The organism is Streptomyces sp. NBC_00887, from assembly GCF_045207585.1.
This window is the reverse complement of the sequence record NZ_CP108788.1, coordinates 7,148,647-7,164,355: the sequence shown is the minus strand read 5'-3', so window position 1 is coordinate 7,164,355 and position 15,709 is coordinate 7,148,647. Positions and strand designations below refer to the sequence as shown.

Annotated in this window: 14 protein-coding genes; 7 read left to right on the top strand and 7 right to left on the bottom strand. The window is 68.8% G+C overall.

Annotated elements, in window-relative coordinates; translation table 11 throughout:
• The first annotated feature begins 528 nt into the window (after positions 1-528).
• Positions 529-1,008 (top strand): GNAT family N-acetyltransferase, encoded by a 480-nt coding sequence (locus tag OG844_RS32680; protein WP_406395210.1) that lies wholly within the window; start codon positions 529-531, stop codon positions 1,006-1,008.
• 503 nt (positions 1,009-1,511) lie between these two features.
• Here the strand turns inward: OG844_RS32680 and OG844_RS32675 are convergent.
• The 4 genes from OG844_RS32675 to OG844_RS32660 all read right to left on the bottom strand — a co-directional run bounded on the left by OG844_RS32675 (position 1,512) and on the right by OG844_RS32660 (position 4,817).
• Complete coding sequence (locus OG844_RS32675; RefSeq protein WP_406395208.1) at positions 1,512-2,102, bottom strand: hypothetical protein; 591 nt, start codon at positions 2,100-2,102, stop codon at positions 1,512-1,514.
• A 252-nt stretch (positions 2,103-2,354) separates the two neighbouring features.
• Positions 2,355-2,891 carry a hypothetical protein gene (locus OG844_RS32670; protein WP_406395206.1) on the bottom strand — a complete coding sequence of 179 codons (537 nt, stop codon included), beginning with the start codon at positions 2,889-2,891 and terminating at the stop codon, positions 2,355-2,357.
• 614 nt (positions 2,892-3,505) lie between these two features.
• Positions 3,506-3,949, bottom strand: a complete 444-nt coding sequence (locus tag OG844_RS32665; protein ID WP_406395204.1) for a hypothetical protein — start codon at positions 3,947-3,949, stop codon at positions 3,506-3,508.
• A gap of 268 nt (positions 3,950-4,217) precedes the next feature.
• Positions 4,218-4,817 (bottom strand): TetR/AcrR family transcriptional regulator, encoded by a 600-nt coding sequence (locus OG844_RS32660; protein WP_406395202.1) that lies wholly within the window; start codon positions 4,815-4,817, stop codon positions 4,218-4,220.
• 303 nt (positions 4,818-5,120) lie between these two features.
• Here OG844_RS32660 and OG844_RS32655 point away from each other — a divergent pair, with 303 nt between their 5' ends.
• Positions 5,121-6,380, top strand: coding sequence for an epoxide hydrolase family protein (locus tag OG844_RS32655; protein WP_406395200.1), 1,260 nt, complete (start codon positions 5,121-5,123; stop codon positions 6,378-6,380).
• A gap of 378 nt (positions 6,381-6,758) precedes the next feature.
• On the opposite strand, the gene OG844_RS32650 is transcribed toward OG844_RS32655, so the two are convergent.
• Positions 6,759-7,241: a hypothetical protein gene (locus tag OG844_RS32650; protein ID WP_406395198.1), complete on the bottom strand. Its 483-nt coding sequence runs from the start codon at positions 7,239-7,241 to the stop codon at positions 6,759-6,761.
• Positions 7,242-7,436: 195 nt separating this feature from the next.
• Between OG844_RS32650 and OG844_RS32645 the strand changes: the two genes are divergently transcribed.
• Positions 7,437-8,939 carry a phosphoesterase gene (locus tag OG844_RS32645; protein ID WP_406395196.1) on the top strand — a complete coding sequence of 501 codons (1,503 nt, stop codon included), beginning with the start codon at positions 7,437-7,439 and terminating at the stop codon, positions 8,937-8,939.
• Positions 8,940-8,995: 56 nt separating this feature from the next.
• On the opposite strand, the gene OG844_RS32640 is transcribed toward OG844_RS32645, so the two are convergent.
• Positions 8,996-9,799 (bottom strand): HAD-IIA family hydrolase, encoded by an 804-nt coding sequence (locus OG844_RS32640; protein ID WP_406395194.1) that lies wholly within the window; start codon positions 9,797-9,799, stop codon positions 8,996-8,998.
• 102 nt (positions 9,800-9,901) lie between these two features.
• On the opposite strand from OG844_RS32640, the gene OG844_RS32635 reads away from it, so the two are divergent.
• Positions 9,902-11,176 (top strand): phosphoribosyltransferase family protein, encoded by a 1,275-nt coding sequence (locus OG844_RS32635; RefSeq protein ID WP_406395192.1) that lies wholly within the window; start codon positions 9,902-9,904, stop codon positions 11,174-11,176.
• Positions 11,177-11,268: 92 nt separating this feature from the next.
• On the opposite strand, the gene OG844_RS32630 is transcribed toward OG844_RS32635, so the two are convergent.
• Entirely contained in the window at positions 11,269-11,439 is a 171-nt protein-coding gene (locus tag OG844_RS32630; RefSeq protein ID WP_406395190.1) for a hypothetical protein, read from the bottom strand.
• A 603-nt stretch (positions 11,440-12,042) separates the two neighbouring features.
• Here OG844_RS32630 and OG844_RS32625 point away from each other — a divergent pair.
• Genes OG844_RS32625 through OG844_RS32615 form a run of 3 tightly spaced genes read left to right on the top strand, consistent with a single transcriptional unit; the run spans position 12,043 to position 15,661 of the window.
• A complete protein-coding gene (locus OG844_RS32625) occupies positions 12,043-13,566 on the top strand; it encodes a sugar ABC transporter ATP-binding protein (protein WP_406395188.1) in 1,524 nt (507 codons plus the stop codon).
• Positions 13,563-14,603 (top strand): ABC transporter permease, encoded by a 1,041-nt coding sequence (locus OG844_RS32620; protein WP_406395186.1) that lies wholly within the window; start codon positions 13,563-13,565, stop codon positions 14,601-14,603. The genes OG844_RS32625 and OG844_RS32620 overlap by 4 nt, the downstream gene beginning before the upstream one ends.
• Positions 14,600-15,661 (top strand): ABC transporter permease, encoded by a 1,062-nt coding sequence (locus OG844_RS32615; RefSeq protein WP_406395184.1) that lies wholly within the window; start codon positions 14,600-14,602, stop codon positions 15,659-15,661. Before OG844_RS32620 ends, OG844_RS32615 begins: the two co-directional genes overlap by 4 nt.
• Positions 15,662-15,709 lie beyond the last annotated feature (48 nt).

Sequence of the window (15,709 nt, the reverse complement as noted above, 5' to 3'; positions counted from 1 at the left end):
CCTGGTGCTGGAACGCACCGACGACGAATGAGGTGCGCGGGGGCAGGCATCGTCGGGACCAAGTGCAACGCCAGTCATAGCCCCTGTCGAATGCGTGTCGAAGCGCATCCAACCAGACTCGGCAGCAACGGCATTCCCACAGGTCACGGGAGTGCGGGATCACCTGCGCCAAAGCGCCTTCTAAGCGCTTGGCCGCAGGTTCGAGTCCTGCCGGGGGCACACATCCCGTACGACGTCAGACCCTCCCTCGGGAGGGTCTTTTTTGCAGGTCACAGCACGGTAGCGAGGGCGCCGTAGCAAACGCGTAAGCGCCGGACCGCCCCCAGGTCACGGTGGGGAGGGTCCGGCGCTGTCCGGCTGTCACCGGGCTTCTGCGGGTGGCCACGGTGGATGCGCGGTGGTACTCCCACGTCGACGAACTCGCAGGGTCTACAAGAACACCTTGAGCGGCATCGCTGCCCAGGCCTCCAACTGCAAGCCCTCTGGCGGCACCGACCGCACCTTCTACGAGTCCACGGCAGTGGGCTCATGCCCGAAGAAGTCGCAGAGCGCGCGTCCGAGGTCTGGGCCGAGTCGGACGCCGCTGAGTTCTGCGCCCTCCTCTCCGAACGCGGCAAGGGGGCCCCTACGGTTGAGCACATCCGGACGTCCATCGCGGAGCTGCTCACCGCGACGGCGACTACGGGGATCGCCCTGCTACCCATCCAGCGCCGTGACGAAGGCGACTTCATCGGCTACTGCGGGCTGATCATCGGCCGCTCCACTCCGGAGGAGCCTGAAATCGCGTATGAGCTGTTCCAGCGCGCGCATGGGCGTGGCTACGCCACCGAGGCGGCCGGCGCGGTGCTCGATGCCGCTCTCGCGACCGGGCGGAAACGGCTCTGGTCCACCGTCGGCGCGTGGAACACACCGTCGCTCCGCGTCCTTGAGAGGCTCGGGTTCGAGCGGGATCACGTAGCCACGGAAGACAACGGTGAAGTGGTCTGGCTCACACGCTCGTTGCCGTGACGTGAGAGCACGCTCCCGGGGCTTCATGCTCACACGATCGAGTGCGCTCCGGCGGAACGCCAGGCATGCCGAGATCGGTTGGTACCCCAGGTGCAGGTCGTGATCTCCATGCCTGGGCTGCGGTTTGTCGACGGTAATGGCTGGCCTGCTGACTGCGTGACAACACCGGCTGAACAACGGCGGACCGGCGCGGACAGCCGCGGACCCTCCAGCGCAGGTGACAGCGGCACCGGTCCAAGGTCGGACGCCCGGTCAAGTTGCTTCGGGACGCGGAGGTCTGCGTGCCGGAGTCGTGCCGGAAGGACTGACGAACATCGGTCAGCAACGGTCGACCAGGCCCTCGTCCTGGGCTCGCACAGGGCCCCGTCTGCGCAGGTCAAAACTTGACCGCCGTACTCCGCCCGGTGATTCCCGAGCTCAGGGCTCATCGTCGCCAGAACGGCCAGATCCCGGGTACCGCTCTCCGTCGTCCGATCAGATTCGCGGACCGTTCGGCGGCGACGTCAGCCAGGCATGCGGACAGCTCGTTTGCGCAGCTCAAGCTGGGCGTCGTTCCAGGCCGGACCATCCAGGACAAGCCGAGTGCCGGTGAACTGACGTCTTCGACTGCTGTCGGCGATCAGTCCCCGCTCCGGGTCGGCCGTGAGCCCGGCCCGGAAAATTGTCGGGCCGCAGCCCTTCCCGTTGGGCTGGGACTTGCGCAACTCGACATCCGTACGCTCGTCGAAGATGACGCGCTTGCCGTCGTCCCGCGAAGTGACCGTGAACCGCACTTGCACGGTCACCTCACCGATGTCCCCGTCGAGCGCCACGCTGCTCCGATGGGGCGCCGAATCGTCGCTGTTTTTCGCCACGGTCCCGCTCTCGCAGACCTCTTGTGCGCACAACCGAGTGACGAGCGAGCCCGAGTCCGTGTCCGAACCCTGACTCCCTGAGTCGGCGAAGTCCGCCGGTTCCCAGCTCACGACGACTCCCGACTCCCCGCCGATCAGGGTGCAGGGCCGTTCTCCGCCGAAGCCCGCGCAGCCGGTGACCAGCAGACCGGGTAGGGCGAAAAGAGAAAACAACCGTCGTCTCTTCGCGTCGTGCTTCATCTCTCCCCCAGAATGTCGCCAGTACGACGAGTCAGCGGTGAGAACGGTTCCCCCAGGGGGAGCGCCTGGTGCCCGGAACAGGCACGCATGGTGCGGGTGGCCGTCGGACGTGGCTGATCATCATCGCGCGCCCCCGACTGCGGCTCGGCCGCCCGCTCGGTTCGGTAGGGCCGACAGGGTTCGAGCGGCGCCAACGGCGCAGGTCAATGCTTGACCGCACGCACCTCCGAGGTTCTGCATTCCGCCATTGAGCTACGTCCGAGCTCCCTTCAGGCATTCGGACTGAGGAAGAACAGTGCGCCACTTGCCGGAAGGGCGGTCACCCAAGCCGATTCCGGTCCAGTAGATGCCGATGGATGCGCGGGGTGTTCCGTTCGGAGCGGTCACGAAGAAGTGAGAGACGTATCGTTGCCCGCCTGCCGTCCGGCCCTCCACTGCCAGGACCCATCCGCCGTCACGGTTCGGCTTCCTGGGCACTCGGGCGGATTTCACTACTTTCGGCGCTGCGCCAGGAGAGAGGCATTCGGCCCGCGCCTCGTCCAGCATGTATTCACAGCTTTCAACCTGAACAGTGGACTTCTCGCAGAAGTGTTCTGTGGTGTTGTCCGCGATGTCGGAAATCACGTTCTTGAGGACTTGTCGCGCCTGGGCTTCGGTGACGCTCGACGGTCCGGGCCTGTCTCCGTTCGCACAGGCTGCAATGAAGGGCATGAGGCAGACGCCCGCAAGGGCGACGAGCCACTGCCGTCGGCGGCTCGCGCGGACATCGGGTTCCCCCAGCAGATTCATCGGTCGGTCCGTACCAGCCACAACAACCCCCGCAGGCCGAGCCCCTGATCCCCGTGACCTGGCAGCTGACGGATCTTGCACCACCAGCCCGTCCCCGAGCAAGGGATTCACCGGCTCACCTCACCGAGAGGATGACGTCCACGAACAGCACCACTGCGGGTGTCCAGCGGCCCAACCCGCGGCGGATGACGGGGGTTCGGAGGGTGGGTCGTTGAGTTCAACCGTGTGGAGCCGCGCACCGGGCTGCTGAAACACCTCGCATCACTTCCGTGGCCCAACCCGGGCCAGGTCCAGGTCCAGATCCTGATCCACGACGAGGAGGACGACTGCTTCGACCTGTGGATGATTCATGACGGCAGACCGGTCGAGGTGCCGCTTCCGCGCACCCAGCGCTTTCATTCCCCGGCTCCGTCCTCCCAGGTCTACGCGCCGAGTCCCGGGTATCTGTGGCGGACCGACGGTGGCAGCTCTGTGCCGGCAAAACTCTGGACTGAACGACAGGATCCACGACCGGCCTGGCAGCAACTGAGCCGAGCCATCGGGGTACGGGATTTGAACGCCGCGCTCCGTCCGGTTCCTGCACCCGGCACGGGAGCCGTCGCACCCGTCGGTCGTCAGTGGCGGTGGCCCGGCCAGTGCGGATCCACCCAGCGGTCCTCGTCAGTGAGTCCGAGCAGCCGTATCCGGTGCTGCAGATCCTCCGACGCGCCCGACTCGCGCAGCCGTACCGCGGCGTGACCGAGGGGCCATGCGACCGGTTCGGTGCGCATCTCCTCCTCGTCGTGCCCGTACGAGCCGCTCCACGGCAGGCTGTCCCCCAACAGCTCGTACTCCCATTCAGCCGCTGCCTCCACGAGACGTCGGTCGCTGGGGTGGCCGGTCTGCTTCTCCCATTCGGTCAGCCAGGGTCCGACCGTTCCGGACGCCTCTGCACACATCACGAAGACCTCGTGGGCCGGGACGACCGCATCCGGATCGGTGAGGCTGTGGACCCACCACGCGTGCAGGAACTCGCGTACGGGACCTGCGTCGGGAAGTCTCTCAGAAGTGCCTCGCACAACGTGCAGGTCTTGAGGGGGCTTCTGCGAGTGGCGACCTGCGGAAACGTGATCACTCTGGGGCTCTCGCAGAACTCTCACAGATGGTCATTGGTGAGAAGTCGGCGACGGGCCTGAGAGGGAGCCAGTCTGCGCGGGCACACTCTCCAGCCGCACCGTGCTACTCACATCGTCGCGATCACGCTGTTCTCACCGATTCTTGGCGGGGTGCGGTGTCGATGTCGTGTCCGGAGTAGGACGATCCGCGGCTCCGCTCGAGTGCAGCGGGTCAGGGATGGTCGCCCACGAGAGCAGTTGCGCGCGTCTCGGGAACTCCCAGCATCAGCAGGCTCGTGATCGTCGCTGCTCGGGCGCCGAGGGTCCCGTTCGACAGGTCGCTGTCCGCGATGCTGAACACGACGCCGTAGGCAACCTGGCTCAGAATGCCCGCCGGCAGGTGCTGTGCGAACACGTCGCTGTCCTGGCCCCGTTTCACGAGGTCGGCGAGGAGCTCGTCGACCGGCCCGAGCAGGCCGTGGATCGCCTCGCCGTACTCGCCACGGCGCAGCGCCAGCAGCACGCGGTACCGGTGCGCCACCGGCCAGAGGCGGGCGATGAATTCGGCCCACGCCGCGTCCGCTCCTGCGTCGGAGGCGGTGACTTCGGTGAGCACGGCTGTCATCTCGGTGACGGCCCGTTCCGTGAGTGTCCGAACCAGGTCGAGGCGCGAGGGGAAATGGCCATAGACGGTGCGACGGACGACGCCGGCAGCGGAGGCGATGTCGCCCATGCCGGCGTCGGGGTTCTCTCCCAGCAGGTCGAGGGCGACGTCGAGGATGCGATCGCGTGTCTCGTTCATCGAGCGCACGCGGGAGGACTCGGTAGGCACGACATCATTGTTGCACACCACTGTGCAATGAAGTACATTGCACAGTGGTGTGCAACGAAGCGTTGCGCTGCGCTTCGAAGCCCAGGAGAAGAAGGCAGCCGCCCCGGAGGGGGACTGGGCGGACCGCGGCCGACATGGGCCACGAGCCCTCGGTCACCACCATTACCGACGACAACACACCTCGCCAGTTAGTGGAAAATCACATCTGTGCGACCAGGCTCACCACGCATTGGTCACACAACTGGCAGGTCTGCGAAGGAAATCCAGAACCGTCTGACCCTCTCAGGGAAAGCAGGTAAGTCAATGGAAAATCTCAGCAGGCGAAAAGCCCTGTCCCTCGGCGTCGCACTCGGCCTCGTGGGCGGGGCGAACCCCGCCCAGGCGTGGGCGTCGACGGGCTCGGTGACTGGAGCCGACGCGGGGACGGCCCTCGTCCGCCCGTTCACCGTCTCGATCCCGAATTCGGAGATCAACGACCTGAAGCAGCGACTGGCCCGGACTCGATGGCCGGATCCGGAAACGGTGGGCGACTGGTCGCAAGGGGTGCGCGTAGAGAACGCCAGAGCTCTGGTCGACTACTGGAAGCGCGGCTACAAGTGGCGGCGCTTCGAGTCCGAGCTCAATCGCTTCCCCCAATTCCTGACCGAGATTGATGGGCTGGACATCCACTTCATCCATGTCAGGTCCAAGAACCCCGACGCGATGCCGCTGGTACTCACGCACGGATGGCCGGGCTCGATCGTCGAGTTCCTGAAGCTGATCGGCCCGCTGACCGATCCGGTTTCGTTCGGAGGAGACGCCGCCGATTCATTCGACGTCGTCGTCCCGTCGCTCCCCGGGTTCGGGTTCTCCCAGAAGCCCACGGAGACAGGGTGGACCGTATCGCGCATCGCAAGCGCGTGGGTGGAGCTGATGAAGCGTCTCGGCTACACGAGATGGGCCGCGCAAGGCGGCGATTGGGGTGCCGTCGTCACCACCGCCCTCGGGGCCATGCAACCTGAGGGACTTCTCGGAATTCATCTGAACACCCAGTACGCCTTTCCCGCACAGATACCCGACACCTTGTCGCCCGAAGAGCGCTACGCCGTGGAGACCCTCGCCCTCTATACCGACGATCTAGGTGGGTCGAACCACCTTCAGCGCACGAAGCCGGAGACTGTCGGATTCGCCCTGGCGGACTCTCCCGCTGGTCAGGCAGCCTGGATCTACGAGAAGTTCCAGTCCAAGACCGACAACCACGGGCTCGCCGAGGACGCCCTCAGCATGGACGACATGCTCGACGCGATATCCCTCTACTGGTTCACCAACAGCGCAGCGTCGTCCGGTCGCATCTACTGGGAGAACAGATCGGGCACTCTCGCCGGCCCGAAGCTGACGCTTCCGGTCGCGGTGACCGTCTTCCCGAGGGACATCCCACGCCTGCCACGAAGCTGGATCGAAGACACCTACAGCAATCTGATCCACTACGGCGAGGCCGACAAGGGCGGGCACTTCGCGGCCTTGGAACAGCCCGAGATCCTGGTCAGCGAAATCCGCACCGGCCTGCGCACCCTTCGTTCCTGACACCACCGCGCGAGCTCAGGCCGCACGTGGTCGTGGATCTTCCGCTGAACACCCCCGGCGAGCCGATCATGTGTGCTGAACGACCAAGATCAAGTGCTTGACGCCAACGGCTGTACCAATGGTCCCCAAGGTCGTTGAGGAAGGGTCCGTCGGCCTGGTCCTGAAACGCAGCGACGACGAGTGGACGGCGAGGTGCCACAGCTGTCGATCCGGCTCCGGCTCCCCACGGGGTCGAGTCCAGCGGGGCGGCCGGCCCGGCAGGCGTGCCGCGAGGAGGAATCCGCCGATGACGGGTCTTCGGCACTGCCCGGGCGAGAACGCCTCATGTAGCACGTCGTCGACGGCCGTCCGCTGCCGGAGCAACCGGCCGACAGCGAGCTACGCGGCCGAGCGGGCCCCGGGGATTCCCAGGCCGACGAGGAGGAGCCCGTACAGCTCTTCCGCGCAGGTGGCGGACCCGGTGAGCGCCTGTCGGACGACTTCCGCCTCCGAGGTCAGCCCCGCAGCGGCCGACCACGCGAGTGCGCCCTCCACCGCAGTGTCCACCGGGAAGTCCTCCAGCGGTATGTCGTAGCTCTCCGCCATCCCGCGGTTGAGCAGTCCTGTCCAGGCTGTGCCGTCCGGTGTCACAGCCTCGACGAACCCCACATCGCTGTCCAGGAAGGACACCATGACCGCGGGTGCCCCAGCCTTCTCCACGAGTCCTGGCAGGCTGCGCTCGTCCGCGTCGGCGAATTCCGACACCTGCCAGCCCTCCGCCGGAACGTCCGTGTCCTCGACGCCGACGAAGCCCGTCGCCTTCAGCAGATCACGGAGCTCTGCCGCGGATCCGATCGCAAGTGAACCTCCGAAATTTCCCATGCGCCGCAGGTTAGCCAGCAGCACCGACAACGCCCCCGCTGCGTCCGGTTACCTGCCCCCGGCCCTGCGAGCGCATCGCCACGCGGCCCGGAGCAGAGCTGTTCCCCGTGGCCGCGGTCTGTGTTCATGCTGCGTTCGGTTCCGTCACCGAGACTCGGCCCTCGCCCCCCAGCGCGGTTGAACGAGAGGCTCACTGTGACGGACAAGAAGAACTCCGAAGACCCCGAGGGCGCGGCGATCTCACGGCGCCGGCTGGTCAAGTACGCGGGGGTCGGGGCGACCCTGGCGGCCGCGAGCCCGCTGGTGGGCGGCGGCACCGCGTTCGCCGACAGCGTCGAGGACCGGCGCGGGAAGGCGGGCGACTCCCGTGACCGGGTGTGGCGCGCCGGTGATCACCATGTGCACTCGGAGTACAGCGGGGCTTTCGACACGACGAAGAATCCGCCGGTGTTCCGCAAGGGGGCCGACGCGGTCTACCCGATCGTCACGAACGCGATCATGGCCAAGAACTTCGGTCTCGACTGGATGATGTGCACGGACCACGGAGGACCGACGCACTCGAAGGTCAACCTCGAGCAGGCCTATCCCGATCTCCTGCGCTCGCGCGCACTCGTGCCCGAGGTCCTGCAGTTCTGGGGGATGGAGTTCGACGCCCCCGCCATGGACCACCACACGCTGATGATCCCGCACCACCGGGACGAGGCCCAGCAGTTGTTCGAGCTGGAGAGCCGCTTCGCCAAGTACGACCCGTTTCCCGCCGATGCGGGCCGGGACACCGAGGCGAAGATGGTCGAATTCCTCAAGGCCGCGAAGGACATGCGGCGCAAGCCCCTCGTGATCGCGCACCACGCCTCACGTTCGGCGACCGGCCTCGGCGTCTACGGGCAGGACACACCGAGGGAGTTCCGCAACGGCAACAACGCGGCACCGGACGTCTACATCGGCTTCGAGGGCGCTCCCGGCCACCAGGCGGGCCCGCTCAACGGAGGGGCCCGCGGCGGGTACGGCAACCATCCGACCCATGGCGGCTTCGACCAGATGACGGCTCTCGTCGGCGGGCTGTGGGACTCGCTGCTCGGCGAGGGCCGGCGCTGGTGGATCACCGCGACCTCTGACTCGCACGTCCACTGGACGCGTGGCGGCTCCGACTTCTGGCCGGGCGAGTACAGCAAGACCCATGTGCTGGCCAGGCAGGACTACGCCGACATCATGGACGGGCTCCGCAACGGCCGGATCTGGGTCGGCACGGGTGATCTGATCACCGGCCTCGGCCTCACGGCGGGCGACCGCGGTCGCGCGGCCGCCATGGGCGAGACGCTCACGGTGAGCGCGCGCAACCGCACGGACGTCGACATCGAGATCAGGTTCCGGCCGCTCGACGGAAGGAACGCCAACGGTGACCGTCCGGAGGTCCGGCGCGTCGACCTGATCGTCGGCCAGGTCACCGGCCCGGCCACCGGCCTCGACACGGACACCAACCCGACGACGAAGGTCGTCGCGCGGTTCGGTCCGGGTGACTGGCACCGGCAGAAGGGTGAGTACGTCGTCCGGCACACCCTGCGCAACGTGGAGGGCGACCTGTACGCCCGGGTACGCGGCACCTGCACGGACGAGGCGGAGCCGCTCGCCGACGGGCTGGAGAGCCCTTGGGACGACCTGTGGTTCTACTCCAACCCCGTCTTCGTCGAGGTCCGCTGAGCGGACCGCGTGGCCCCACCAGCCGCCCCGTGCCCGCGCGCGGGGCGGCGGGAGCCTCAGGTGTGCCCCAGCCGTTCCACCAGCGCGGGCACGTCCGCGAAGGAGTCGAGGACGTGGTCAGGGGTTCCGTCCGCTGCCGCGTGGGTCTCGGGGAGGTACTTGCCGGTCCTGACCAGTACGCCGGTGATTCCGCCGCGCTGGGCCGCCAGCACGTCCGACTCGATGTCGTCGCCCACCATCAGCGACTCGGACGGGTCGGCGCCCAGGTGGGCGAGGGCCGCGGCGAAGAACGCCCCGGCGGGCTTGCCGGTGATCTCCGCCTCCGTGCGGGCCGCCCGCTCCAGACCGTCGAGGAACGCCCCGGTGTCGAGGTCGAGCCCGTCGGCGGTGCGCCAGTACAGGTTCCGGTGCATGGCCACCAGCCGGGCACCCTGCTGTACGTGGCGGAAGGCCCGGTTGAGTGCCGCGTACGTGAACGCGGCGCCCGCTCCGCCGAGGACGACGACGTCCGGTACGGCGCCCTCGGTGTCCTCCTCCTCGACGAGCGTCACACCCGACAGGTCGTCCCGTACGTCGCCGGTGTTGATCAGCAGGCAGCGGGCCTCGGGGTGGTGCTCGCGCAGATACGCGGCGGTCACCGCGGGGGCCGTGAGGATGTCGTCGGCGCCGACGGGGAAGCCCGACCCGGCCAGTTGTTCGGCGATCCCGGCGCGTGTCCGTGAGGTGGTGTTGGTGACCAGTGCCAGAGGGATTCTCGCTGCCCGCAGCTGCTCCATCGCCTCCACGGCACCGGGCAACGGCTTCCAGGACACCGTGAGTACGCCGTCGATGTCGACCAGGACCGCTCCGATTCGTTCCATACGATCGACCGTCCCCGACTTGCCGAACAGGTGCAAATGGGATTGTTTCGAAGGTGGGGGTGTGTGTTCGTTCCGGTATCCCCTCCTTGGAGGCGAACCACTGTGCTGTTCACCGACCGCACGGACGCCGGGCGGCGGCTCGCCCAGGCGCTCGGACACCTGGAGACGCGTCGGCCCGTCGTCCTGGGACTCCCCAGGGGCGGGGTTCCGGTGGCATTCGAAGTGGCGCAGTTCCTCGGTGCCCCGCTCGATGTGATCGTGGTCCGCAAGCTGGGGGTCCCGTACCACCCGGAGCTCGGCTTCGGTGCCATCGGCGAGGGCGGGGTCCGGGTCATCAGCGACGAGATCGTCCGGCACGCCGGGGTCCGGGAGAAGGACCTGGTGTCGGTCGAGCGCGCCGAGGAGGCGGAGCTCGTACGGCGGGCACGTACGTACCGGGCCGGCCGGCCGCGACTCCCGCTCGAGGGCCGGGCGGTGATCGTGGTGGACGACGGGGTCGCCACGGGCGCGACCGCGCGTGCGGCGTGCCAGGTGGTACGGGCACAGGGCGCCGCCTATGTCGTGCTCGCCGTTCCGGTGGCATCGCCGGATGTGGCGGACCGGCTGCGCTCCGAGGTGGACGAGGTCGTGTGCCTGTCCACACCCCAGCTCTTCTCCGCTGTCGGTGAGTGGTACCGGGACTTTTCCCAGACCTCCGACGAGGAGGTCGTCTCCCTGCTGGCGCGGACTCCCGAAGGCCGCGGCTCCTCCGAACAGGTCGAGGTGGACGCGGGCGGCGTCGGGCTCGCCGGGGACCTCGTACTCCCGGAGGGCGCTGCGGCGGTCGTGGTGTTCGCCCATGGTTCCGGCAGCAGCCGCCACAGTCCGCGCAACCGCTCCGTGGCCACGGCCCTGAACCGGGCGGGCCTCGGCACCCTGCTCTTCGACCTCCTCACGCCGGGGGAGGAAACGTACCGGGCCAACGTCTTCGACATCGGTCTGCTGGCCGGGAGGCTGGCGGGCGCCACCGAGTGGCTGCGGCGCAGGGTGTCCGTACCCGTCGGCTCCTTCGGGGCGAGTACCGGGGCGGCGGCGGCGCTGCGGGCTGCCGCGGCGGCCGACTCCGGCATCGGCGCCGTGGTCTCCCGCGGCGGGCGACCCGATCTCGCCGGGGCGGACCTGTCCGGGGTGCGGGCGCCGACGCTGCTCATCGTGGGCGGCAACGACACCACGGTGATCGATCTGAACCGGCAGGCGCAGGCGGCACTGTCCTGCGAGAACCGGCTGGAGATCGTCCCGGGCGCCACCCATCTCTTCGAGGAGCCGGGCGCGCTGGGCCTGGTGGCGGATCTGGCCCAGGACTGGTTCACCACGCACCTGGTGGCCCGGACCGGCTAGCCCGCCGCCCCTGTCCTGGCCCCCGGCACGACACGGCGGCGGGAGGGGCAGTCCATGCACGTCAGGACCGTGGACGGCGCGGGCGTCCCGGCTTACGCCGACGGGATACGGCGCGTGTACGCGGACGTGTTCCCGGCGCCCCCGTGGAACGAGGGCCCCGCGGCGGCCACGTCGTACACCGGGCGGCTCGCCACCGACGCGGAGCGACCGGGATTCACCGCCGCGCTCGCCCCGGACGCGGACACCGTGACCGGCTTCGTCACCGCCTGGACGACGCCCGCCCCCCTTCCCGCGACCGCAGCTACGGGCAGGTCGCCGCGGCACTCGGTCCGGGCGGAGGATCTGCGCTTCTACCGACGCGTCGGCCGGCACCGGATCGACGCACCCGTCCCCGGCAGGGCGGGACTTGCCGCGCTGCCCGGGCCGCGGCATCCGGCCGGTATCCGCCCTCGACCGAGGCGTACGGGTACTGCTTCGGGGGCACTGATCGGGGCACTGGAACCGCGCCGTAACCGTGCTGGAGCCGCACCGGAGCAATGCACCCGACGATGCGTCCGACAACGATGCCATCCATGGGCGCCACCCGCCGCGACATGGGCTCGGGACACCTGGTGCGCACGCGCAGGAGGAGCGATGCACGACCGCTATGTGAATCGATTCAGAGACGCGAAACATAGTTGCTGACCTCGAAGACTGTCAAGGGTTCTCCCCATTCATCCCATTCAGGCCACGCATCCCCCCGCCGGCATGAACTTCTCGCCATCAACCCATTGACTGCGCCCGCAATCCCCGTTTAGCTTCCGAGCAACCTCATTGAAACCTTTCACGACGAGTGGAGCGACGCAGTCCCACCGCTGAGGAGTCCCATGAACCAGTCCGCCCCGGACCCGGCCCCGGTCCTGGCCCTGAAGGGCGTGAGCAAGTCCTTCGGTGCCGTACGGGCCCTGCAGGACGTGTCCCTGCAGTTGTTCCCCGGCGAGGCACACGCACTCGCCGGGGAGAACGGTGCAGGCAAGTCGACCCTGATCAAGGCCCTCGCCGGGGTCCACCGCCCGGACAGCGGCGAGGTGCGGCTCGACGGGCGGCCCGTCGTCTTCCACGGCCCCGCCGACGCCCGTGACGCCGGCATCGCGGTCATCTACCAGGAGCCGACGCTCTTCCCCGACCTGTCGATCGCCGAGAACATCTTCATGGGCCGCCAGCCGCGGCGGACGCTGGGCCGCATCGACCGCAGGGCCGTGCACGCCGGCACCGCCGGGCTGATGCGCCGGCTCGGAGTCGATCTGGCCCCCGACCGGCCGGCCCGGGGGCTGTCGATCGCCGACCAGCAGATCGTCGAGATCGCCAAGGCGCTCTCCTTCGACGCCCGCGTCCTGATCATGGACGAGCCGACCGCCGCCCTGACCGGCAGCGAGACGGCCCGGCTCTTCTCCGTCGTGCAGACGCTGCGCGCCGAGGGCGCGGCGGTGCTGTTCATCTCGCACCGGCTCGACGAGATCTTCGAGCTGTGCCAGCGCGTCACGACACTGCGCGACGGCCGGTGGATCTCCACGGAGCCTCTGGAGGGGCTGACCGAGGACGACCTGGTGCGCAGGATGGTCGGCCGCGACCTCGGCGACCTCTACCCCAAGCAGGACGCGGAGGTCGGCGAGGTCGCGCTGTCGGTGCACCGGCTGACCCGCGAGGGCGTCTTCCGTGATGTGTCCTTCGACGTCCGCCGCGGCGAGATCGTCGCGCTCGCCGGGCTCGTCGGCGCCGGGCGCACCGAGGTCGCGCAGGCGGTGTTCGGCGTGGACCGTGCCGACGCGGGCGAGGTGAGGGTGGGCGGCACGGTGCTACGGCCGGGTTCGCCGACCGCCGCGATGGCCGCCGGGATCGCGCTCGTACCCGAGGACCGGCGTCAGCGCGGGCTGGTCATGGATATGTCGATCGAGCGCAACATCGGCCTCACCGGCCTGGACGAGGTCCGTAAGCGCGGGCTCGTCAGCCGGGCCCTGGAGCACGACCGGGCCGCCGACTGGGCGGTGCGCCTCCAGCTCAGGTACAACCGGCTGGCCGACACCGTGGGCGTGCTGTCGGGCGGCAACCAGCAGAAGGTCGTGCTGGCCAAGTGGCTGGCGACCGGCCCGGCCGTGCTCATCGTCGACGAACCGACCCGCGGCATCGATGTCGGCACGAAGGCCGAGGTGCACCGCCTGCTGTCCTCGCTCGCGGCGGACGGCCTCGCCGTACTGATGATCTCCTCCGACCTGCCGGAGGTGATCGGCATGGCCGACCGCGTGCTCGTGATGCACGAGGGCCGGCTCGTCGCCGAGATCCCGCGCGAGGGCGCCACCGAGGAGTCGGTCATGGCGGCGGCCACCGGACGCAACGAGAGGGCAGCGGCATGACCACCACCGTCGAGAGCCCTCCGGACACGGCTAAGGCACCGCAACGGAGTGCCGCCTCCCTCGTGGACACGGTCTTCCGGGCCCGCGAGATCTCCATCGCCGGGGCGCTGGTCCTGCTGATCCTCGGCACCTATCTGGCCAACCCGCGCTTCCTGTCCGACCAGGGCATCAAGGACCTGCTGCTCAACGCCTCGATCCTGGTGCTGCTCGCGGTCGGCCAGTCCGCCGTCGTCCTCACCCGCAACATCGACCTGTCGGTCGGCTCCGTCGTCGGCCTCTCCGCCTTCGCCTGCGGCAAGTTCGTCGCGGGAACCGACCACGGCGTGCTCACCGTGATGCTGCTCGGCATCGCCATCGGTGTGGTCTGCGGACTGGTCTCCGGCGCTCTCGTCAGCTTCGGCAAGGTCCCCGCGCTCGTCGTGACCCTGGGCATGCTCTACATCATCCAGGGCGTCGACTACTGGTGGGCGCAGGGAGAACAGATCAGTGCGTCCGACGTGCCGGAGGCAGTCCTGGGGCTGGGCAGCGGCAGCTTGCTCGGGGTGCCGTACCTGCCGCTGATCGCACTCGTACTGCTCGCCGCGACCGCGTACTTCATGCGCAGCTACCGCTCGGGGCGTGAGCTGTACGCGATCGGTTCGAGCCCCGAGGCCGCCCGTCTCGCCGGTATCCCGATCCGCCGTCGGGTGCTCGCCGCGTACGCGTTCTCCGGAGCCGTCGCCGGCTTCGCGGGTGCCCTGTGGCTGGCCCGTTTCGGCACCGTCGTCGCGGACAACGCGCACGGCTGGGAACTGACCGTCGTCAGCGCCGTCGTCGTCGGCGGTGTCGCCATCACCGGCGGCACCGGCAGCGTCTGGGGCGCCGCACTCGGCGCCCTGCTGCTCACCACCATCGGCAGCGTCCTGGTCGTGCTGAAGGTGGACTCCTTCTGGCAGGGCGCCATCACCGGCGCGCTCCTCCTGCTGGCCATCAGCGTCGACCGGATCGTGAACCTGCGGATGACCGCCGCACTGAGGAAGAGGAGCGCCCGTTCATGACCACGGCGCCTGAGAAGCAGGCCGCACAGGGCACGAAGAAGACGCCCCGGCCCCCGGCCGGCACCCTGAGGAGCCTCGCACTGCGCTGGGACACCGCCGTCGGCGTGCTGCTGGTCGCCGTCCTCGTCGTCGGCCTCGGCAGCACGGAGGGCTTCGGCTCGACGGAGAACCTCGCGTTCGCCTTCAACGACATCGCCGAAGTCGCCATCATCGCCCTCCCGATGACCCTCCTGGTCGTCGCCGGACAGGTCGACCTGTCGGTCGCCTCCATGCTGGGCCTGGGCAGCGCGCTGACGGGTGCGCTGTGGGAGGCGGGCTGGGCCTTCGAGACGATCGTGCCGATGGTGCTCCTGGTGGGCGTCGCCGGAGGCCTCCTCAACGGCTGGCTGGTCACCAAGGTGGGGCTGCCGTCCCTGGCCGTCACCATCGGCACCCTGGCGCTCTACCGCGGCCTCGCCTCCGTGGCGCTCGGCAGTGACGCGGTGACCGACTTCCCGCAGACGTACGCGGACTGGGCCGTCGACACGACGACCGTGGCCGGCACCTTCCTCACCTACCCGGTCCTGCTCTTCGTCGTGCTGGCCGCGGTCACCGCGGTGGTGCTGCACGCCACCGGCCTGGGCCGTTCGCTCTTCGCGATCGGCGCCCAGGAGGAGGCCGCGTACTTCGCCGGCATCCGGGTCAAGCGGATCAAGTTGCTTCTCTTCGTCGTGACCGGGCTGTTCTCCGCCTTCGCGGGTGTCGTCTTCACCCTCCGGTACGGAAGTGCCCGCGCGGACAACGGAGTCGGCTTCGAGATGCTCGTCATCGCGTCCGTGCTGCTCGGCGGCATCGACTTCGACGGCGGGAAGGGCACGCTCTTCGGCGCGGTCGCCGGTGTCCTGCTGATCGGTGTCCTGAAGAACCTGCTCACCCTCAACGACATCGCCAACGAGGTGCAGGTCATCGTGACCGGTCTGCTGCTCGTGGCGTCCGTCCTCACCCCACGGGTCATCGCCACCGTCACCGAACGACGGCACAGGCGGGCCGCGAACACCCCCGCGCCCCAGTCGTCATAACCGCGTCGTCACCACCGCCCCTTCCCCCGTACCCTCCGAAAGGCACAA